Here is a 17,910-nt window from a genome sequence, read left to right as displayed (position 1 = left end):
AGCGCTCGACAGCAAAGCCTGATGTCTATCCCCATTGACCTCAGGCGGGTGTTAAGAAGCGCACCTTAAAAGTGCACCATTTATTCAGAAACGAAAAAATATAGACAAGAAACGCTGATGTCAAAGGTCGAAAGTGAACGGGTAGTCACGTTTTGCTCGCCTGTTCCAGAGGCTGAACCCCGTGGTAGACGGCCGCGTCAGCCGTTGGCTGGCTGGGATGCAGGATTTGCCCTAAAGTAGCCGCGACCTGTCCCGGACCGGAGCATTGCATGACCCCCGCACTCGACCTGTTGAAAAAAGCCCGCGCCGAGCATCGCGTGCACAGCTATGAGCATGACCCCAAGTCGGCGTCCTATGGGCTGGAGGCGGCGGAAAAGCTTGGCCTCGAACCGCAGCAGGTGTTCAAGACCTTGCTCGCGAGCAGCGAGAAGGGCGAGTTGCTGGTGGCGGTGGTGCCGGTGGTCGGGACGCTGGACCTCAAGGCGCTGGCCCATGCGGCTGGCGTGAAAAAGTGCGAAATGGCTGACCCGGCTGTGGCCCAGCGGGCAACCGGTTACCTGGTGGGTGGGATCAGCCCCTTGGGGCAGAAGAAGCGGCTGCGCACCTTCATCGATGATTCGGCGCAGGATTTTGCCACCATCCATGTCAGCGCCGGGCGGCGGGGGCTGGAGGTCGAGTTGGCGGCGGCGGTGCTGGCCGAGCATACCCAGGGTGCATTTGCAGCCATCGGTAAGGTTTGAAACCATCGGGGCCGCACAGCGGCCCCGGGTTCTGCACTCAGGTCGCCGAGCTGTAGCGGCGAACCCCATTCTCCTGGCGCGCCGACTGCGTCGCGACACTGCCCGGTACGGGGAACAGCACCAGGTGGTCGGCCTTCACCGCGATACCTACGTCCTCACCCACCTGGTGGTCGATGTGGCTCGGGAAAATCGCTTCGAGCTGGCTGCCAGTGGGGAGTTGCAAACGGTACAACGTCGAGGCACCCAGGAAGCTCTTGCCGACGATGTTGGCCTGCAGTGCGCTGCCTGGCGCCGGCACGATGTCATCAGGGCGCAGCAGCACATCCACCGAGCTGCCCGGCGCCATGCTGTAGGCGCGGTTGCCACGCAGCTCGCCCAATTCGGTATTGACCGCTTCATGGCTGCTCATCTGGCCACGGATGAAGTAGCCCTGGCCGACGAAACTGGCCACGAACGGCGTCTGTGGTTCGTGATACAGGTTGTAAGGCGTATCCCATTGTTCGAGCCGGCCTTCCTTGAACACACCGACGTGATCGCTCACGGCAAACGCTTCTTCCTGGTCATGGGTCACCAGAATCGCACTGGTGCCGCGGCTCTTGAGGATGTCGCGCACTTCATGGCTGAGGCGCCGGCGCAGTTCCACGTCGAGGTTGGAGAACGGTTCGTCGAGCAACAACAGCTGTGGCTCCGGTGCCAGGGCACGCGCCAGGGCGACACGCTGTTGCTGGCCACCGGACAGCTCATGCGGGTAGCGCCCGCCAAGGCCGGCGAGCTTGACCAGTTCGAGCATCTCTTCGATCACCTGCGCCTGGTTTGGGTGCTTGGCGATGCCGAAGGCGATGTTCTGCGCCACGGTCAGGTGCGGGAACAGGGCGTAGTCCTGGAACACCATGCCGATCCGGCGTTTTTCCGGAGCCAGGGTGAACCCAGCGCGGGAAATCACCTCGCCGGCCAACTGTATTTCACCCTCGTGCACCGGCTCGAAGCCGGCGATGGCACGCAGGGTGGTGGTCTTGCCGCAACCCGATGAACCCAGCAGGCAACCGATGTCGCCTGCGTTCAGATGCAGGTTGAGGTTCTGGACGATGCGCTGCTCGCCGTAGCCACAGGCGAGGTTGCGCAGGTTGAGCAGTAGGGGTTGACTCATGCGTGGTGGTAAGCCGGTTCGACAAGGAATTCGAGGAGGGCCTTCTGTGCATGCAAGCGGTTCTCAGCCTGATCCCAGGCGACCGAACGAGGGTCGTCGAGCAGGTCATGGCTGATTTCCTCGCCCCGGTGGGCGGGCAGGCAGTGCATGAACAGGGCGTCGGGTGCCGCCAGGTCGAGCAATGCGCGGGTGACCTGGTAAGGCGCGAAATGCGCCAGGCGCCGTGCAGTTTCCTCTTCCTGGCCCATGGAAGTCCAGACATCCGTGGTCACCAGATGCGCACCGCGCACGGCATCCTGCGGATTGCGCACGATCTGCACATGGTCGCCACCCAGCTCCATGAAGCGCGCATCGGGCTCGTAGCCTTCCGGGCAGGCGATGCGCAGCTGGAAGTCGAACTGCCTGGCCGCTTCGATGTACGAGTTGCACATGTTGAAGCCATCGCCGATCCAGGCCACGGTCTTGCCCTGGATCGAGCCGCGGTGCTCGAGGAAGGTCTGCATGTCGGCCAGCAACTGGCACGGGTGCGACTCGTCGGACAAGGCGTTGATCACCGGCACGCGGGATTTGGCAGCAAATTCGGTCAGGGTGCTGTGGGCGTGGGTACGGATCATCACCACGTCGAGCATGCTCGACAGCACGATGGCGCTGTCGCCGATCGGTTCGCCACGGCCCAGCTGGGTGTCGCGCGGCGAGAGGAAGATGGCCTGGCCACCCAGCTGGATCATGCCGGCTTCGAACGACACACGGGTACGGGTCGAGGACTTCTCGAAGATCATGCCCAGCACGCGATTCTTCAAAGGCTCGAACAGCACGCCTCGCTTGCGCAGGTCCTTCAGCTCGATGCCTCGGCGGATCACACCGAGCAATTCGTCGGTGGTGAAATCCAGCAGGGAGAGAAAGTGCCTAGCGCTCATGATTGACTACCTTATCTGCAACGGTATGCAGGTCGACCGTATGGTTTTTTTTGACAACGGGAGTGACCTGCGGCGTAAGCCGCACGGGGCGGACGAAATGGGGAAAGGCGCAATACTATAATTAAATGTCGCCTGAAACCAAGAGGGGAAACAGCAGCGGGTGCTTAACAGGTTACAAAGGGTGTCTGCCCCCTTGAACCCGTGCTGTTTTTTATTTGCTACAGAAGGTTGTACACGGCTTGCTGGCAATTTGGCAAATGGCTGTCGCGAATCGTACGCCTGATGTCGCGGGATTCACGCCGCGAAGCACGCTGGTAGGGGCGAGTGCTGCGGCGCATAGTCGTTGCTCGACCAGCCCTTACACCACCAAGGCAGAAGCGGCCATGACCAAGACCCTGCATCACCGTGCCTGTCACCTGTGCGAAGCGATCTGCGGCCTGAACATAGAAGTCAGCCATGAACCAGACGGGCAGGCGCTGATCAGCTCGATCAAGGGGGACCCGCAAGACCCATTCAGCCGGGGCCACATCTGCCCCAAGGCAGTGGCCCTGCAGGATATCCAGAACGACCCGGACCGCCTGCGCCAGCCGCACCGACGGGTCGGGAGCGAGTGGCAGCCGATTGGCTGGGATGAGGCTTTCGCCTTGGCCGCCGACAGGTTGTGGGCGGTCCAGCAGGCCCACGGGCGCAACGCTGTGGCGGTCTATCAAGGCAACCCCAGCGTCCACAACTATGGGCTGATGACCCACAGCAATTACTTCCTCGGCCTGCTCAAGACCCGCAACCGCTTCTCTGCCACCTCGGTCGACCAGTTGCCACAGCATCTGATCAGCCATCTGATGTACGGCCACGGCCTACTGTTGCCCATACCGGATATCGACCATACCGACTTCATGCTGATCCTTGGTGGCAACCCGCTGGCCTCCAATGGCAGCATCATGACCGTGCCCGACGTGGAAAAGCGCCTGAAAGCCCTACGTGGGCGAGGTGGTCGCCTGGTCGTGGTCGATCCCCGCCGTAGCGAAACCGCTGCCATGGCCGACCTGCATCTGTTCATTCGGCCCGGCGGCGATGCTGCCTTGCTCTGTGGCCTGCTCAACACCTTGTTCGACGAAGGGCTCACGCGCGGCTCGCATTTGCCGGTCAGCGGCCTGCAGCAGGTGCGCGAAGCGATTGCGCCGTTCAGCGCAGAAGCGATGAGCGCACAGTGCGGCATCGCCGCCAGCCAGATACGTCAATTGGCGCGGAACTTTGCCGCTGCGGACAAGGCGGTCTGCTATGGTCGCATGGGGGTCTCGACCCAGGCGTTCGGCACGCTGTGCCACTGGCTGGTGCAGATGATCAACCTGGTGACTGGCAACCTCGACCGAGAGGGCGGTGCACTGTGTACCGAGCCTGCGGTCGATCTGGTGGCGACCACCTCAGGTGGCCATTTCAATGCCTGGCAGAGCCGGGTCTCTGGCTTGCCGGAGTACGCGGGCGAGCTGCCCGTGGCGGCCTTGGCCGAGGAGATGCTGACCCCGGGGGAGGGGCAGGTCCGCGCCCTGGTGACGGTCGCCGGCAATCCGGTGCTGTCGACACCCAATGGCCGGCAGCTGGATGCGGCGCTGGACGGCCTCGAGTTCATGCTCAGCATCGACCTGTACATCAATGAAACTACCCGTCACGCCGACCTGATCCTGCCGTCGACCTCGGCGCTGGAAAACGACCATTACGACAGCACCTTCAACCTGCTGGCCGTGCGCAATGTGACCCGTTTCAATCGCGCCATCCTGGCCAAGCCGGCAGGTGCCCTGCATGACTGGGAGATTTTCGTTGGCCTCGCCCAGGCCTTCGCCAAGCGCGCTGAACTGGATCTGAAACCGACCTGGCCGCCAGCGCAGATGATCGATCTGGCCCTGCGCAAGGGGCGCTATGGCGAGGCCAGCGCCTGGAACCTGTCGCTGCAGGCGCTGGAGCACTACCCTCACGGGCTTGACCTGGGACCGCTGCGCGCCAACCTGGCGACGCGCCTGGCAACCGCCAGCAAAGCCGTCGAGGCGGCGCCGCAGGTGCTGCTGGATGACCTGCAGCGGTTGGCCTCGCAGGCGCCGCCTGCGCCGGGCGAATTGCTGCTGATCGGTCGACGCCATGTGCGCAGCAACAATTCGTGGATGCACAACTATCATCGCTTGGTCAAAGGCAAGCCGCGTCATCAACTGCTGATGCACCCCCACGACATGCACGACCGGCAATTGCAGGATGGCCAGCGGGTGCGTATCCGTTCGCGCACTGGCCTGCTGGAGGTCGAGGTGCAGGCCTGTGAAGACATGATGCCCGGGGTGGTCAGCCTGCCCCACGGTTTCGGTCATGGTCGCCAGGGCGTGCAGTTGCAGGTCGCCCAGGCACAAGCCGGTGTGAGCGCCAATGACCTGACGGACGAGCGCCTGCGTGACGCGGTTTCCGGTAATGCTGCGCTCAATGGCGTGCCCGTGCAGGTCGAGGCTGCCTGAGCAACGGTAAGGCCGAGCACGCTGCTCGGCTTTCCGATACAATGCGTCACCGTGCCGACGATCGCGTCGGAAAGTTCAGCCGAGGTGCTACATGGATATCATCGAAACGATCAAAGAGCAGATTGCCAACAACACCGTTCTGCTTTACATGAAAGGCTCGCCGAATGCCCCGCAGTGTGGCTTCTCCGCGCGTGCTTCGCAGGCTGTGATGGGTTGCGGCGAGAAGTTCGCCTACGTCGACATCCTGCAGAACCCGGAAATCCGCGCCAACCTGCCAAAATACGCCAACTGGCCGACTTTCCCGCAATTGTGGGTAGCCGGTGAGCTGGTTGGCGGTAGCGATATCATGCTGGAAATGTTCGAGAAGGGTGAGCTGCAGACCCTGATCAAGGACGCCACCGCCAAGGCCAAGGCCTCCGAAGCCTGATCATCAGGCAGCCATGAAAAAACCCGCTCAGAGCGGGTTTTTTTAGGGGCGGGAATTTTATTCTTCGCCCATCTGCGACTGCAGGTAGTTCTCGATGCCGATCTTGTCGATCAGGCCCAGCTGGGTTTCCAGCCAGTCGATGTGTTCTTCCTCGGCTTCGAGGATGTCTTCGAGCAGGTCACGCGAGCCGAAGTCGCCAGCGGTTTCGCAGTGGGCGATGGCGGCTTTCAGGTCGACCAGGCCTTTCTGTTCGATCTTCAGGTCGCACTCGAGCATCTCTTTGGTGTGTTCACCGATCAGCAGCTTGCCAAGGTCCTGGACGTTGGGGATGCCTTCGAGGAAAAGAATACGCTTGATCAGTTTGTCAGCGTGTTTCATCTCATCGATGGATTCCTTGTACTCGTGCTTGCCGAGCTTGTTCAGGCCCCAATCTTCATACATGCGCGCGTGCAGGAAGTACTGGTTGATCGCGACCAGCTCGTTTCCGAGGATCTTGTTGAGATGCTGGATGACGCTTACGTCGCCTTTCATGTCGGGTTCCTGCCCTGTTGAAGTGTGCCAATACAGGGAAGTTTGAGCCTGTAACAGGGGGCTGTCAAACCTAAGTGTTTGAATAATAAGTGAAAATTAATAGGAATAAGAATGTTTGTGAACCGCGTTGGAACGCTAACTTATTGATATTCAGGCATAAAAAAACCGGACACGTGGTCCGGTTCTTCGAATTCTGAAATATCAGGCAGCAGTAAATTCCACCGGATAGGGCAAGGCGGCGTGCTGGCTCACCTGCAGTTCGGTGAGGGTCTCACGGACCACCTCTTTGGCCAGGCAGGCGCATTTGCCACACTGGCTGGCGACGTTGGTCGCTGCACGGACTTCCTTGTAACTGCAGCATCCTTCATAGATCGCATCGCGGATCTGTCCGTCGGTGACGCCGACACAAAGACACACATACATAAGGGCTGACCATCGCGGGTTGAGTCGATGGGTTGGAGCTTAATGTTAATGAGAATGCTTGTCAAAGGACTTTCTGAAAGGGCCGTGCTTGAGCGACCGACGGTTGCATTCGGCCTGTCACTGGAAGCCGTGTATGATGGTCAGCCTTTGTTGGATGTCGGGCAAGCCTGCCTTGGCCCGGCAAACGGTTCTTCACCCTCATCAGGAGATTACAATGAGCGTACTCGTTGGCAAACAAGCCCCCGACTTCACCGTCCCAGCTGTCCTGGGCAATGGCGAAATCGTCGACAGCTTCAACCTGGCTTCGGCTATCAAGGGCAAGTACGGCCTGGTGTTCTTCTACCCACTGGACTTCACCTTCGTCTGCCCGTCCGAGCTGATCGCCCTGGACAACCGCATCCCTGACTTCCAGGCGCGCAACGTAGAAGTGATCGGCGTTTCGATCGACTCGCACTTCACCCACAACGCCTGGCGTAACACTCCGGTCAACGCCGGCGGTATCGGCCAGGTCAAGTACACCCTGGCTGCCGACATCACCCACGAAATCTGCAAGGCCTACGACGTCGAGTCCGAAGGCGGCGTAGCCTTCCGCGGCGCCTTCCTGATCGACACCAACGGTGTCGTTCGTTCGCAGATCGTCAACGACCTGCCACTGGGCCGCAACATGGACGAACTGCTGCGTCTGGTCGACGCCCTGCAATTCCACGAAGAGCACGGCGAAGTCTGCCCGGCCAACTGGAAGAAAGGCGACCAAGGCATGACCGCTTCGCCAGAAGGCGTTGCTGCTTACCTGAGCGAGAACGCTGGCAAGCTGTAATGCCACGCGCATGAAAAAACCGGCCCATGTGGCCGGTTTTTTTGTGCCAGCTTGTGCCGGCCTCTTCGCGGGCTCGCCCACAGGTACACCACAGGCCGTTGGCATTGTGCGATACCTTTGGGAGCGGGCGTGCCCGCGAAGCTTTTCAGGTCAGTCGTTGAAGTCGCGCCAGCCGCCCATTTCCTTCCAGCGGTTGACAATGCCGCAGAACAGCTCGGCCGTCTTCTCGGTGTCGTAACGCGCCGAGTGCGCTTCACGCCCATCGAAGTCGATGTCAGCGCTCTGGCAGGCTCGCGCCAGTACGGTCTGGCCATAGGCCAGGCCAGCCAGGGTCGCGGTGTCGAAGCTGGAGAACGGGTGGAACGGGTTACGCTTGATGTCGTTACGCGTGACCGCCGCATTAAGGAAACCAAGGTCGAAGCTGCTGTTGTGGCCGACCAGGATCGCCCGTTTGCAGCCGTTGGCTTTAAGCGCCTTGCGCACACCGCGGAAGATGTCGGTGAGCGCGCTTTCCTCGCTCACCGCCATGCGCAGCGGGTGATCCAGCTTGATGCCGGTGAACTCCAGCGCGGCCGGCTCGATATTGGCCCCTTCGAACGGTTCGACCCGGTAGAAGTAGGTGTGCTCGGGGAACAGAAAGCCCTTTTCGTCCATGCCGATGGTCACTGCGGCAATTTCCAGCAGGGCGTCGGTGGCGCTGTTGAAGCCGCCAGTCTCGACATCCACGACTACCGGCAGATAGCCACGGAAGCGCTCGGCCATCGGGTGGCGCGAACCGCCGCCGACCTGGCCGTCCTGGTCGTCTTCGTACAGGTCTTCGCTCACGCGTTGTCCTCCAGCAGGCGCCAGCGCAGTTTTTCACCGGCGCGCAGCGGGATCACGGTTTGCTCGCCGAATGGCAGGCTGTCCGGGGCGGTCCATTCTTCGCGAACCAGGGTGATGGTGTCGGTGTTCGCTGGCAGGCCATAGAAGGCCGGGCCATGCAGGCTGGCGAAACCTTCCAGCTTGTCCAGCGCATTGCGCTGCTCGAACGCCTCGGCGTACATCTCGATGGCCGCGTATGCGGTGTAGCAACCGGCACAACCGCAGGCAGCTTCCTTGGCGTGACGGGCATGCGGTGCCGAGTCGGTGCCGAGGAAGAACTTCGGGTTGCCGCTGGTGGCCGCGTCCAGCAGCGCCACCTGGTGGGTGTTGCGCTTGAGGATCGGCAAGCAATAGAAGTGCGGGCGGATACCGCCAACCAGCATGTGGTTGCGGTTGTACAGCAGGTGCTGGGCAGTGATGGTTGCACCGACGTTGGCCGGGGCTTCGGTGACGAACTGCGCGGCGTCGCCTGTGGTGATGTGCTCGAAGACAACTTTCAGGGTCGGGAAGCGCTCGACCAGGCGGCGCATGTGCTCGTCGATGAAGCGCTTCTCGCGGTCGAACACGTCGATTTCGCTGCGGGTGACTTCACCGTGCACCAGCAAGGGCATGCCGACGTCCGCCAGTGCCTCGATGGCCGGGAAGATGTTGTCGATGCTGGTCACGCCCGAATCGGAGTTGGTCGTCGCGCCGGCAGGGTACAGCTTGGCGGCGTAGACGATACCGCTGGCCTTGGCCGCGCGGATGTCCTCGGGGCTGGTACGGTCGGTGAGGTACAGCACCATCAGCGGTTCGAAGCGGCTGCCAGCCGGGCGTGCGGCAAGGATGCGCTCGCGGTAGGCGCTGGCTTCGACGGCATTGCGCACCGGCGGAACCAGGTTGGGCATGATGATGGCACGGGCGAAAGTACGCGCCACATCGCCAACGGTATGGGGCAGGACGGCACCATCGCGCAGATGGATGTGCCAGTCGTCGGGACGCAGGAGGGTCAGGCGATCGGACATTGGGAATTCCAGGCGGGTCGAACTCAGGCCCCAATGCTACCGGAAAACCCCGGTCTGAGCACGGCTATCAAGTTTTCCGGCCAGCGTCCGATAGCCTGCCTGTAAGCCGTCAGAATTTGTGGAGCCACCCGTGCGCCAGCGTTACCTAGCCCTGTTGACCCTTGTCGCCAGCCTGCCGGCCGGTGCACTGACCTTCCAGACCCGCATGGAGAATGTCGCCTGGAAAGTCGAGGGTGACCAGTTCGAATGCCGCCTGATCCAGCCGATCGATGGTTTCGGCAGTGGCGAGTTCGTGCGCAAGGCTGGTGAGCAGCCGGTGTTCCAGCTGCGATCGCACAGCAATGTGCTTGGCGCAGGTTCGGCCACCTTGCTGGCTGCCGCTGCGCCTTGGCAGCCGGGCCGCGGGGATGTGAACCTCGGCGCTGTGCGCATGGCCCGCAGCGGCGTGCTGTTCAGCTCGTCGCAGAGCCAGGCCAGCCGCCTGATCAACGGCCTGCTCGATGGACGCAGCACGGTGGTGCGCAATTACACCGGCGAAGGCGGCAGGGCGATGGAAGTACGCGTGCTGCCGGTCAGCTTCGCCAAGGCCTACAGCGACTATCAGGCCTGTGCCAGCAAGATGCTGCCGATGAACTATGACCAGGTGCGCCAGACCCAGGTGGGCTTCCCGGGCGGTGGCTTCGACCTGGACGCCAATGCCCGTGCGCGGCTGGACGTGATCCTCGATTACCTCAAGGCTGACCCGACGGTGAACCACATCGAACTCAACGGCCATTCCGACAACAGCGGTAACCGCCTGACCAATCGCGATACTTCGCGACGTCGGGCCTTGGCCGTTGCCGATTACTTCAAGGCCCATGGCGTGCCGGAAGAGCAGATCGTCGTGCGCTTTCATGGCGAGCGCTATCCGCTGGTGAAAAACAACAGCCCGGCCAATCGGGCACGTAACCGGCGGGTGAATATCGAGCTGGATCGGGTGGCGGTGGCGGAGAAACCGGTGGTGCAGCCGGTTCAGCAACCGGCACCTGCGGCACCTGCCATCCCGCCTGCCACTGCGGCACCGGCTGCGGGCGCGCCCGGAGCGAAGACACCCTGAAACCATGTTGTTTCTCTGGGGCAGGTCTTGGGATTGCATCAGGGCTACCAGGTGCTTGCCACAACATTTTCAGCGCTTATGAGATCGAGCGCCGCCCGCGCGGCGCATCGCGGGTAAACCCGCTCCCACATCTGTTTCGGGCCAGTCACTCCTGTACCGCCAACAGGATCCGCCTTGGTGCATGACTGGAGACCGATGATGAGCAGTTATGCGCATGACTGGAGACAGGTGGAGCGGCATCAGCGCCCACGGAGATGCATCGCCATGCCAACAAGGCGGTCCCTGTTGGCTTCACAGGAGAGATTGGCCCGAAACAGATGTGGGAGCGGGTTTACCCGCGATGCGCCGCGCGGGCGGCGCTCGATCTCAAAGGCGCTGAAGCTTTGTGGCGAACACAGAAAGACGTCGCCCCACCGACAGTTCCTGTCGCTTTGTCGTCAGAAGCTGTCGCCCCACTGTAAATCTATCCGCAACGCCGGTAGAATTGGTCCCTTTCCGTACAACCCCGTGGAGTGATGGCATGGCGGACGTAAAAAAGGTCGTACTGGCGTATTCCGGCGGCCTTGATACTTCGGTGATTCTCAAGTGGCTGCAGGATACTTACAACTGCGAAGTGGTGACGTTCACCGCTGACCTGGGTCAGGGCGAAGAAGTCGAGCCGGCTCGCGCCAAAGCTCAGGCGATGGGCGTAAAAGAGATCTACATCGACGACCTGCGCGAAGAGTTCGTGCGTGATTTCGTCTTCCCGATGTTCCGCGCCAACACCGTCTACGAAGGCGAGTACCTGCTGGGTACTTCCATCGCTCGCCCGCTGATCGCCAAGCGCCTGATCGAAATCGCCAACGAAACCGGCGCCGACGCCATTTCTCACGGCGCGACCGGCAAGGGTAACGACCAGGTTCGCTTCGAGCTGGGTGCCTACGCCCTCAAGCCTGGGGTCAAGGTCATTGCTCCATGGCGCGAGTGGGACCTGCTGTCCCGCGAGAAGCTGATGGATTACGCCGAAAAGCATGGCATTCCGATCGAGCGTCACGGCAAGAAGAAGTCGCCATACTCGATGGACGCCAACCTGCTGCACATTTCCTATGAAGGCGGTGTGCTGGAAGATACCTGGACCGAGCACGAAGAAGACATGTGGCGCTGGAGCGTCTCGCCAGAGAACGCCCCGGACCAGGCTACCTACATCGAGCTGACCTACCGCAATGGTGACATCGTCGCCATCGACGGTGTCGACATGACCCCAGCCACCGTGCTTGCCGAACTGAACCGTATCGGCGGCGCCAACGGTATCGGCCGTCTGGACATCGTAGAGAACCGTTACGTGGGCATGAAGTCCCGTGGTTGCTACGAAACCCCTGGCGGTACCATCATGCTCAAGGCCCACCGCGCCATTGAGTCGATCACCCTGGACCGCGAAGTTGCTCACTTGAAAGACGAGCTGATGCCGAAGTATGCCAGCCTGATCTACACCGGCTACTGGTGGAGCCCGGAGCGCCTGATGCTGCAGAAGATGATCGACGCTTCGCAGGTCAACGTTAACGGCGTCGTGCGACTTAAACTGTACAAGGGCAATGTCATCGTGGTTGGCCGCAAGTCGGACGACTCGCTGTTCGATGCCAATATCGCTACCTTCGAAGAAGACGGCGGCGCCTACAACCAGGCAGATGCTGCTGGCTTCATCAAACTCAACGCGCTGCGCATGCGCATCGCTGCCAACAAAGGCCGCGGGATGCTCTGAGCATCTGGCTGAATTGGCAAACGAACCCCGGCTCTGGCCGGGGTTTTTTTTGTCTTCTCGACAGCGGGCTTCTCAACATCATGGGGTCAATCCTCAGGCAGGCAGCTGATGGTAAGAAGGATGCATTGATGTAGCTCCATATTACAGAAGCGCCATTGCTTGTATTCGGCATGCGGTTGGGTAATGGCTTGCATGATTTGTTGTTGTATCTGTTTTTGCGCATCAGGGCCGGAAAACATGACGGTTACAATTTCTTGAGGGGTGGCACGCGATGGTGGCCCGGTCGTTTGGGGGGGAGCGGACTGTTCAGGTTTGTAGAAGGATTTGGAGTTGAAGTTCAGGGTGAGGAAGAACAACGCCGTAAGGAAGAATGGAAACCCTACCAGGAACCATGTGTAGTACGTCTGACTTTCATCGCTTAGAAAAGGTAGGGTTGCCAAAGCAGAAGCTTCGATAATACCTGCAAATATGGCGATGATCGTCAGTGGGGCGACCGGTTGGTTCTCAGTCATGATTAATGCCTCCTGCATTTTTTACATACCAATAACCCACTGGCTCCCTTTACCAAATTATGGACTTTTTCCGGGTGCGGTAATTTTTCGGAAGCGAGGCATGACAAATCGATCATGCTTCGTGCGTTTTTTCTTAATCACTCTCAAAGCCAGTCTGTAAATTTTTCCGTTGTAGGAAAATTCCCAAACCGACGTAAGGTTCATCTATTCAGCTTTTTAAAGGGGTAATCGACGCGCCACTGAGCGTTCTGCTCGGTTATGGTGGGGCAGTCGTCAAAGCAGAATAACGAATGATGGATATCGCATGAACAAAGTCCTTATCGTGGATGATCATCCGGTCATACGCTTGGCAGTGCGCATGTTGATGGAGCGACATGGGTACGATGTTGTCGCGGAAACCGACAATGGCATAGCGGCCTTGCAGCTTACTCGAGAACATCTTCCCGACATCGTCGTGCTCGATATCGGAATCCCCAAGCTCGACGGTCTGGAGGTCATTGGCCGCATGGCAGCAGCGAGTCCTGGCAGTCGTGTGCTGGTACTGACCTCACAGGCGCCCGGGCATTTCTCCATGCGTTGCATGCAAGCGGGCGCCGCTGGCTATGTATACAAGCAGCAGGAGCTCACCGAGCTGCTGAGCGCCATCAAGGCTGTGCTCTCTGGTTACAGTTATTTCCCGAACCAGGCCTTGCACAAGTCACGTGGTCGGGTTGGGGGAGTAAGCGAAACGGAAATGGTCGATCGCCTGTCTGCCAGGGAGCTGATGGTCCTGCAGCAGTTGGCGCGGGGACGCTCCAACAAGGAGATAGCCGACAGCATGTACCTCAGCAACAAGACCGTCAGCACCTACAAGACGCGCCTGTTGCTGAAGCTCAATGCCCATTCGCTGGTGGACCTGATCGAGCTGGCCCGTCGCCATGGCCTGAGCTGAACCAGCCATGGACAAAGCCTCCCCGAGGGAGGCTTTGGAGGGCTAAAGGTCGTAGTCGAAATCGGCGAGTTGCCGTTGCAGGCGTCGCTCTTCGAGGAGGTTGTCAATGGTACGACGCTTGCTCAGGTTGGTTTTCGTGGTTTCTACCTGAGGCTCCGCTTCGTCGTCAGCGGTAGCAAAGTCATCTTCGATCGACAGGTCGTCTTTATCGGTACTCATGAGTCGCTCCAAGCCAAAGGGCCATTGGCCGTCCTTATAACGAGAAAGCGATGTCCGGTAAAAAAGATTTTTTCAATCGCAACGCAACTATTTTTGCTATTGGCTCAATCGTCGCAAGTCTTGTGCTTGTATTCGCACAGATCTTCGATGCGGCAGCTACCACAACGAGGCTTGCGTGCCTGGCACACGTAGCGGCCATGCAGGATGAGCCAATGGTGAGCGTCGAGCAGGTAGTCCTTGGGTACGAACTTGACCAGCTTCTTCTCGACTTCCAGCACGGTCTTGCCAGGCGCGATGCCGGTGCGGTTGCTGACCCTGAATATATGCGTGTCCACCGCCATGGTTGGCTGGCGAAAGGCGGTGTTGAGCACCACGTTGGCGGTCTTGCGCCCAACGCCTGGTAACGCTTCCAGTGCTTCTCGGGTTTGCGGCACTTCGCCGCCATGGCGCTCGATCAGCAGGCGGCACGCCTCGATGACGTTCTTGGCCTTGCTGTTATAAAGGCCGATGGTCTTGATGTATTCGCTCAGCCCCTCGACACCCAGCGCGTAGATGGCCTGCGGTGTATTGGCGACCGGAAACAGGCGTGCGGTGGCCTTGTTGACGCCGACATCGGTGGATTGCGCGGAAAGCGTCACGGCAACCAGGAGCTCGAATGGTGTGGTGTAGGCCAATTCCGTTTTCGGGTCGGGGTTATCTTCGTGCAGCCTGCGAAAAATCTCCAGGCGTTTGGCGGCATTCATGGGTTCAACGCTTTCCTTGACGACGTGTGAGGGTGGGGCGCAGCCAATTGTACAAGGCCAGTAGAGCGCCGAGCAGTAGCAACCCACCGGACGGCAGGTGGGCCAGGTGCATGCCGGCGACATCGTCCAGCCATTGGCGGCCAGCGCCAAGCAGCAAACAGGCGAGCAGCAGGCCACTCAAATGCAGCAACAATTCCCGCCAGCGCCCTTCAGCTGGCAGCAATGTGTCGATGGCGAGGCATTGCAGGCAGATCAACGCAGGAAAATAACCAAGCGTCAGCGCCAATGGCAATGCCAAGGCACGTAGGGCCAATTGCAGGCAACTGCCAAGCGCAGCCAGCAGCAGCAGGCTTGCCAGCCAGTACCTGGCGCCGCTGAGTGATGCCCGCAGCGGGCCAAGGAAGGCTTGGTGGAGAAGGATCATCACCCACATGCACGCGGCGATGGTCAGCGCATGGGTGACAGTGCCAGTCGCGCCAAGCAGCGGAGCCAGGCCGGTGATCAGCAGGCAGAATCTATTCATGGAGAGAGGTTCCAAGCAGTTCGCTGCGATGCTGATCAAAAAACCGCAAGGCTTCCTGCTGGGCATCGATGACGGCCCGGGACGTAACGGTCGCCCCGGCCAACTGATCGAAATCGCCCTGGTCGCGTCTGATTGCCCAGCGGTCGCCAAGGCCGTGCTTGGCAAACTGGTTCAGCCAGCCAGACTGCGGATCGGCAATCTGGCCGCCCAACCCAGGGCTTTCCTGCTGTTCGACTACCCGAGTGCCGACCAAGCGGCCATCGGCAGCGATGGCGATGGTCAGCTTGATGGGGCCGGCATAGCCCTGCACCTGGCTCACCAGCACGATGGCTGTTGGCGATGTCCCGTGGCTCGCGCGATAGGCCGCGAGTATCTTGCTGTGCTGCGGCTGTTCGGCGGGCAATGGCAACGCGCTGTCCAAAGGGCGGTTGTCGTAGCTTTGCGCGGGCAGCACCGCCAGCAACTGGCTTGCCTGAAGCCGGCGCTCGGCATCGATGATGGCCTGGCGAGTCCAGTGCTGCCAGGCCAGCGTTGATGCGATTGCCGACCCGCCGACGGCAAGGAGCAGAAGGCTGCTGCGCATGGGCGCGATCATGGCGAAACCTGTTGGCGCTGCAAGGCGAACCGATCCAGGGCGGGAACCGCCAGGTTCATCAACAGGATGGCGAAGGCCGTGCCATCCGGGTAACTGCCCCAGGTGCGGATCAGGTAGATCAGCGCGCCTGCGCCAAAGCCGAACAGCAGCCGGGCCAGATTCGCCTTTGGGCCGGACACCGGCTCGGTGGCGATGAAGAATGCCGCCAGCATCGTTGAACCGCTGAACAGATGCAGTAGTGGCGAGCCGTTCGAATCCGAACCGGAGCCATTCCAGGCCAGCAGGCTGAACAGGAAAAGGCCGCCCAGCAGCCCTGCCGGGGCATGCCAGCTGATCACCTTGCGCTGCAAGAGAAACAGCCCGCCGAACAGCAAGGCCAGATTGATCCATTCGCTGCTGCGACCGCCAACATTGCCAAAGCCGGGGTGACTGGCGAACAGTTCCTCGAGGGTCAGGCTGCGGTTGTGGCGCAGGCCATCGAGAATGGTCGGCCCCGCCCAGGCATCAATCTGGCCGCCCGCGCCAGCCACCTGCTGCAGGCTGTCGACAAAGCCAATGGCGTGGTTGGGCCAATGGTTCATGTGCAGCGGAAAGTTCAGCAGCACGAAGGCGTAACCGACCATGGCCGGGTTGAACAGATTGCGGCCCACTCCGCCAAAGGCCTGCTTGCCGACACCTATGGCAATGCCTGCTGCTGTCACTGGCACCCACCAAGGCGCCTGTCCGGGTAGGGCGATGGCCAGCAACACGGCAGTCACCAGGGCACTGCCATCGTTCAATGCCGGTAAGACAGGCTGGCGACGCACAGCCAGCAAGGCCGCCTCGCAACACAGCGCACTGCTGGCACACAGCAACAGGCTGAACAGGACTCCCCAGCCCTGTGTCCAGAGGGTGGCGAGCAAGCCGGGTATGCAGGCCAGCAGCACCAGGCCCATGGCTGCGCGTAGCCGTGGGTCAGGGCTTGCCATGTTCATGCCCGGCGCCTGTGGGCAGCGCATCGGCAGCGGCGCTTTTCTGCGCCCTGATGCGCTCCAGGGCGGCCTTGATCGGGTCTGCCGCGCCTTGTGTGGCTTCGGCCGTACGCGCCAGGCGCTGCGCCTCACGGCGCGCGATGTCGCGTTGCAGGCGGGCGTTTCGCTGCTGGTGGCGCTGGCGCGCCTGATCGCGGCGCTGGCGGCGGGCCTGCAGTTGTTCGGGGGAGTGAGCCAGGCCGCTGACGATCGGTACCACCCCTGCTGGCAGTGGCTGCATCTCGATGCAATCGACCGGGCAGGGCGCCAGGCACAGGTCACAGCCGGTGCATTCGCTGGCAATGACCGTGTGCATCAACTTGGCGGCGCCGACGATGGCATCGACCGGGCAGGCCTGGATGCACTTGGTGCAACCGATGCATTCGGCTTCGCGAATACAGGCGACCTGGGGCGGTGCGCTGCCGCGCAGCGGGTCAGGCGCAAGCAATGGCTTCTTGAGCAGCGCTGCCAGCGCAGCGATGGTTTCGCTGCCACCTGGCGGGCACTTGTTGATGGCCCCGCCCGCTGCCAATTCTTCGGCGTAGGGCCGACAGCCATTGTGGCCGCATTTGCCACATTGGGTTTGTGGCAGCAGGGCATCGATGCGTTGAATCAAATTCATTGAATGAAAATTCCGTTGAGCCCGGAGAACGCCAAGGCCATGACGCCTGCACCGATCAAGGTAATCGGCAAACCACGCAGCGCGGCCGGTACTTCCGCCTGCTGGCTGCGCTGCTGCAGGTCGTCGAACAGCACCAGCGCCAGCCAGAAGCCCACGCCGGCCGATGCCCCCCAGCGCAACGTAGCAAGCGCCGAGGTGTCCTCTCCCGTCACTTGCAGCGTCAGCCCGAGCAGCAAGGCGTTGCCCAGCAATGGCAGTGCAAGCCCGCTGGTGGGCCACTGCGGCCGCAACCTGCGCAGCACCGTCGGTACGCCCCATGTCAGCAATGCCAGCCAGGGCAACAGCAGGAACAGGCGCAGGTCCTGCAACTGCCAGGGCGCCACGATGAGCCATTCGAGCACTTGCCCGCCGCTCGCTCCGAGTACTACGGACAGGGCCCCCGCCAGGCCACAGACCTGCAGGCGCAGGCGGCTTGACGGCTGTGCTTGCACAAGCAGGTGGCTGACCAGCGCAGCGCTGGCGAGGATCAGCATGGAGTCGTTCATGTGAATGACGATAG

Annotated in this window: 20 protein-coding genes and 1 pseudogene; 7 read left to right on the top strand and 14 right to left on the bottom strand. The window is 61.1% G+C overall.

The genetic code is table 11. The annotated features are described in order from the left end of the window. Positions 1–269: 269 nt before the first annotated feature. Positions 270–740, top strand: a complete 471-nt coding sequence (gene ybaK / locus ACTORR_RS08205; protein WP_054885869.1) for a Cys-tRNA(Pro) deacylase — start codon at positions 270–272, stop codon at positions 738–740. A 37-nt stretch (positions 741–777) separates the two neighbouring features. On the opposite strand, the gene ACTORR_RS08200 is transcribed toward ybaK, so the two are convergent. Then, the gene (locus ACTORR_RS08200; protein WP_054885868.1) at positions 778–1,887 is read right to left on the bottom strand and encodes an ABC transporter ATP-binding protein; all 1,110 of its coding nucleotides are present in this window, start codon (positions 1,885–1,887) and stop codon (positions 778–780) included. Further along, a complete protein-coding gene (gene argF / locus ACTORR_RS08195; protein ID WP_054885867.1) occupies positions 1,884–2,804 on the bottom strand; it encodes an ornithine carbamoyltransferase in 921 nt (306 codons plus the stop codon). Before argF ends, ACTORR_RS08200 begins: the two co-directional genes overlap by 4 nt. A 383-nt stretch (positions 2,805–3,187) precedes the next feature. On the opposite strand from argF, the gene ACTORR_RS08190 reads away from it, so the two are divergent. Then, entirely contained in the window at positions 3,188–5,296 is a 2,109-nt protein-coding gene (locus ACTORR_RS08190) for a molybdopterin oxidoreductase family protein (protein ID WP_286935521.1), read from the top strand. Positions 5,297–5,387: 91 nt separating this feature from the next. After that, on the top strand, positions 5,388–5,723 hold the full coding sequence (grxD, locus tag ACTORR_RS08185; protein WP_054885865.1) for a Grx4 family monothiol glutaredoxin: 336 nt from the start codon (positions 5,388–5,390) through the stop codon (positions 5,721–5,723). A gap of 57 nt (positions 5,724–5,780) precedes the next feature. On the opposite strand, the gene bfr is transcribed toward grxD, so the two are convergent. Together bfr and ACTORR_RS08175 are read right to left on the bottom strand one after the other, a co-directional pair. Next, positions 5,781–6,254: a bacterioferritin gene (gene bfr, locus ACTORR_RS08180; RefSeq protein ID WP_054885864.1), complete on the bottom strand. Its 474-nt coding sequence runs from the start codon at positions 6,252–6,254 to the stop codon at positions 5,781–5,783. Positions 6,255–6,455: 201 nt separating this feature from the next. Continuing rightward, positions 6,456–6,677: a bacterioferritin-associated ferredoxin gene (locus ACTORR_RS08175; protein WP_054885863.1), complete on the bottom strand. Its 222-nt coding sequence runs from the start codon at positions 6,675–6,677 to the stop codon at positions 6,456–6,458. A gap of 214 nt (positions 6,678–6,891) precedes the next feature. On the opposite strand from ACTORR_RS08175, the gene ACTORR_RS08170 reads away from it, so the two are divergent. After that, positions 6,892–7,494: a peroxiredoxin gene (locus ACTORR_RS08170; RefSeq protein WP_027918971.1), complete on the top strand. Its 603-nt coding sequence runs from the start codon at positions 6,892–6,894 to the stop codon at positions 7,492–7,494. Between the two features lie 150 nt (positions 7,495–7,644). Here ACTORR_RS08170 and rnt read toward each other — a convergent pair whose 3' ends face one another. Both rnt and pyrC read right to left on the bottom strand, forming a co-directional pair. Continuing rightward, complete coding sequence (rnt, locus tag ACTORR_RS08165) at positions 7,645–8,256, bottom strand: ribonuclease T (protein WP_225923474.1); 612 nt, start codon at positions 8,254–8,256, stop codon at positions 7,645–7,647. 59 nt (positions 8,257–8,315) lie between these two features. Further along, complete coding sequence (gene pyrC, locus ACTORR_RS08160; protein WP_054885861.1) at positions 8,316–9,362, bottom strand: dihydroorotase; 1,047 nt, start codon at positions 9,360–9,362, stop codon at positions 8,316–8,318. Positions 9,363–9,492: 130 nt separating this feature from the next. On the opposite strand from pyrC, the gene ACTORR_RS08155 reads away from it, so the two are divergent. Continuing rightward, positions 9,493–10,458, top strand: a complete 966-nt coding sequence (locus tag ACTORR_RS08155) for a flagellar protein MotY (RefSeq protein WP_099815165.1) — start codon at positions 9,493–9,495, stop codon at positions 10,456–10,458. Positions 10,459–10,978: 520 nt separating this feature from the next. Beyond that, entirely contained in the window at positions 10,979–12,196 is a 1,218-nt protein-coding gene (locus ACTORR_RS08150) for an argininosuccinate synthase (RefSeq protein ID WP_054885859.1), read from the top strand. Positions 12,197–12,282: 86 nt separating this feature from the next. Here ACTORR_RS08150 and ACTORR_RS08145 read toward each other — a convergent pair whose 3' ends face one another. After that, entirely contained in the window at positions 12,283–12,708 is a 426-nt protein-coding gene (locus ACTORR_RS08145; protein ID WP_054885858.1) for a hypothetical protein, read from the bottom strand. A 304-nt stretch (positions 12,709–13,012) separates the two neighbouring features. On the opposite strand from ACTORR_RS08145, the gene ACTORR_RS08140 reads away from it, so the two are divergent. After that, positions 13,013–13,639 (top strand): response regulator transcription factor, encoded by a 627-nt coding sequence (locus ACTORR_RS08140; RefSeq protein ID WP_054885857.1) that lies wholly within the window; start codon positions 13,013–13,015, stop codon positions 13,637–13,639. A gap of 42 nt (positions 13,640–13,681) precedes the next feature. Here ACTORR_RS08140 and ACTORR_RS08135 read toward each other — a convergent pair whose 3' ends face one another. From ACTORR_RS08135 to ACTORR_RS08105, 7 genes and pseudogenes are all read right to left on the bottom strand, one after another. After that, complete coding sequence (locus tag ACTORR_RS08135) at positions 13,682–13,858, bottom strand: PA3496 family putative envelope integrity protein (protein ID WP_286935360.1); 177 nt, start codon at positions 13,856–13,858, stop codon at positions 13,682–13,684. 104 nt (positions 13,859–13,962) lie between these two features. Beyond that, the gene (gene nth, locus ACTORR_RS08130) at positions 13,963–14,601 is read right to left on the bottom strand and encodes an endonuclease III (protein WP_054885856.1); all 639 of its coding nucleotides are present in this window, start codon (positions 14,599–14,601) and stop codon (positions 13,963–13,965) included. A gap of 4 nt (positions 14,602–14,605) precedes the next feature. Further along, a complete protein-coding gene (locus tag ACTORR_RS08125) occupies positions 14,606–15,124 on the bottom strand; it encodes an Rnf-Nqr domain containing protein (protein WP_262108775.1) in 519 nt (172 codons plus the stop codon). Then, entirely contained in the window at positions 15,117–15,707 is a 591-nt protein-coding gene (locus tag ACTORR_RS08120; protein WP_409521033.1) for an RnfABCDGE type electron transport complex subunit G, read from the bottom strand. Before ACTORR_RS08120 ends, ACTORR_RS08125 begins: the two co-directional genes overlap by 8 nt. 8 nt (positions 15,708–15,715) lie before the next feature. After that, positions 15,716–16,687 carry an RnfABCDGE type electron transport complex subunit D gene (locus ACTORR_RS08115; RefSeq protein ID WP_099815193.1) on the bottom strand — a complete coding sequence of 324 codons (972 nt, stop codon included), beginning with the start codon at positions 16,685–16,687 and terminating at the stop codon, positions 15,716–15,718. A gap of 25 nt (positions 16,688–16,712) precedes the next feature. Continuing rightward, positions 16,713–17,351: pseudogene (locus ACTORR_RS08110) on the bottom strand (RnfABCDGE type electron transport complex subunit B); the annotation flags it as partial. Continuing rightward, complete coding sequence (locus ACTORR_RS08105) at positions 17,348–17,896, bottom strand: Rnf-Nqr domain containing protein (RefSeq protein WP_262108778.1); 549 nt, start codon at positions 17,894–17,896, stop codon at positions 17,348–17,350. The pseudogene ACTORR_RS08110 and the gene ACTORR_RS08105, both read right to left, overlap by 4 nt. Between the last annotated feature and the right edge of the window lie 14 nt (positions 17,897–17,910).

It is taken from the genome of Pseudomonas sp. SAR267 (genome assembly GCF_052077595.1).
In the GTDB taxonomy this organism is placed as follows: Bacteria; Pseudomonadota; Gammaproteobacteria; order Pseudomonadales; family Pseudomonadaceae; genus Aquipseudomonas; species Aquipseudomonas vlassakiae.
Note: the sequence above shows the minus strand (reverse complement) of the source record. Positions and strands in the feature narration are given on the sequence as shown.

Excerpts from the sequence above, each read along its gene's own strand:
- ACTORR_RS08170 (WP_027918971.1), top strand. The coding sequence starts at position 6,892 with ATGAGCGTACTCGTTGGCAAACAAGCCCCCGACTTCACCGTCCCAGCT.
- ACTORR_RS08115 (WP_099815193.1), bottom strand. The coding sequence starts at position 16,687 with ATGGCAAGCCCTGACCCACGGCTACGCGCAGCCATGGGCCTGGTGCTG.
- nth (WP_054885856.1), bottom strand. The coding sequence starts at position 14,601 with ATGAATGCCGCCAAACGCCTGGAGATTTTTCGCAGGCTGCACGAAGAT.
- bfr (WP_054885864.1), bottom strand. The coding sequence starts at position 6,254 with ATGAAAGGCGACGTAAGCGTCATCCAGCATCTCAACAAGATCCTCGGA.
- pyrC (WP_054885861.1), bottom strand. The coding sequence starts at position 9,362 with ATGTCCGATCGCCTGACCCTCCTGCGTCCCGACGACTGGCACATCCAT.
- ACTORR_RS08125 (WP_262108775.1), bottom strand. The coding sequence starts at position 15,124 with ATGAATAGATTCTGCCTGCTGATCACCGGCCTGGCTCCGCTGCTTGGC.
- ACTORR_RS08175 (WP_054885863.1), bottom strand. The coding sequence starts at position 6,677 with ATGTATGTGTGTCTTTGTGTCGGCGTCACCGACGGACAGATCCGCGAT.
- ACTORR_RS08190 (WP_286935521.1), top strand. The coding sequence starts at position 3,188 with ATGACCAAGACCCTGCATCACCGTGCCTGTCACCTGTGCGAAGCGATC.
- ACTORR_RS08145 (WP_054885858.1), bottom strand. The coding sequence starts at position 12,708 with ATGACTGAGAACCAACCGGTCGCCCCACTGACGATCATCGCCATATTT.
- ACTORR_RS08150 (WP_054885859.1), top strand. The coding sequence starts at position 10,979 with ATGGCGGACGTAAAAAAGGTCGTACTGGCGTATTCCGGCGGCCTTGAT.
- ACTORR_RS08120 (WP_409521033.1), bottom strand. The coding sequence starts at position 15,707 with ATGCGCAGCAGCCTTCTGCTCCTTGCCGTCGGCGGGTCGGCAATCGCA.
- rnt (WP_225923474.1), bottom strand. The coding sequence starts at position 8,256 with ATGGCCGAGCGCTTCCGTGGCTATCTGCCGGTAGTCGTGGATGTCGAG.
- grxD (WP_054885865.1), top strand. The coding sequence starts at position 5,388 with ATGGATATCATCGAAACGATCAAAGAGCAGATTGCCAACAACACCGTT.
- ACTORR_RS08135 (WP_286935360.1), bottom strand. The coding sequence starts at position 13,858 with ATGAGTACCGATAAAGACGACCTGTCGATCGAAGATGACTTTGCTACC.
- ybaK (WP_054885869.1), top strand. The coding sequence starts at position 270 with ATGACCCCCGCACTCGACCTGTTGAAAAAAGCCCGCGCCGAGCATCGC.
- ACTORR_RS08105 (WP_262108778.1), bottom strand. The coding sequence starts at position 17,896 with ATGAACGACTCCATGCTGATCCTCGCCAGCGCTGCGCTGGTCAGCCAC.
- ACTORR_RS08200 (WP_054885868.1), bottom strand. The coding sequence starts at position 1,887 with ATGAGTCAACCCCTACTGCTCAACCTGCGCAACCTCGCCTGTGGCTAC.
- argF (WP_054885867.1), bottom strand. The coding sequence starts at position 2,804 with ATGAGCGCTAGGCACTTTCTCTCCCTGCTGGATTTCACCACCGACGAA.
- ACTORR_RS08140 (WP_054885857.1), top strand. The coding sequence starts at position 13,013 with ATGAACAAAGTCCTTATCGTGGATGATCATCCGGTCATACGCTTGGCA.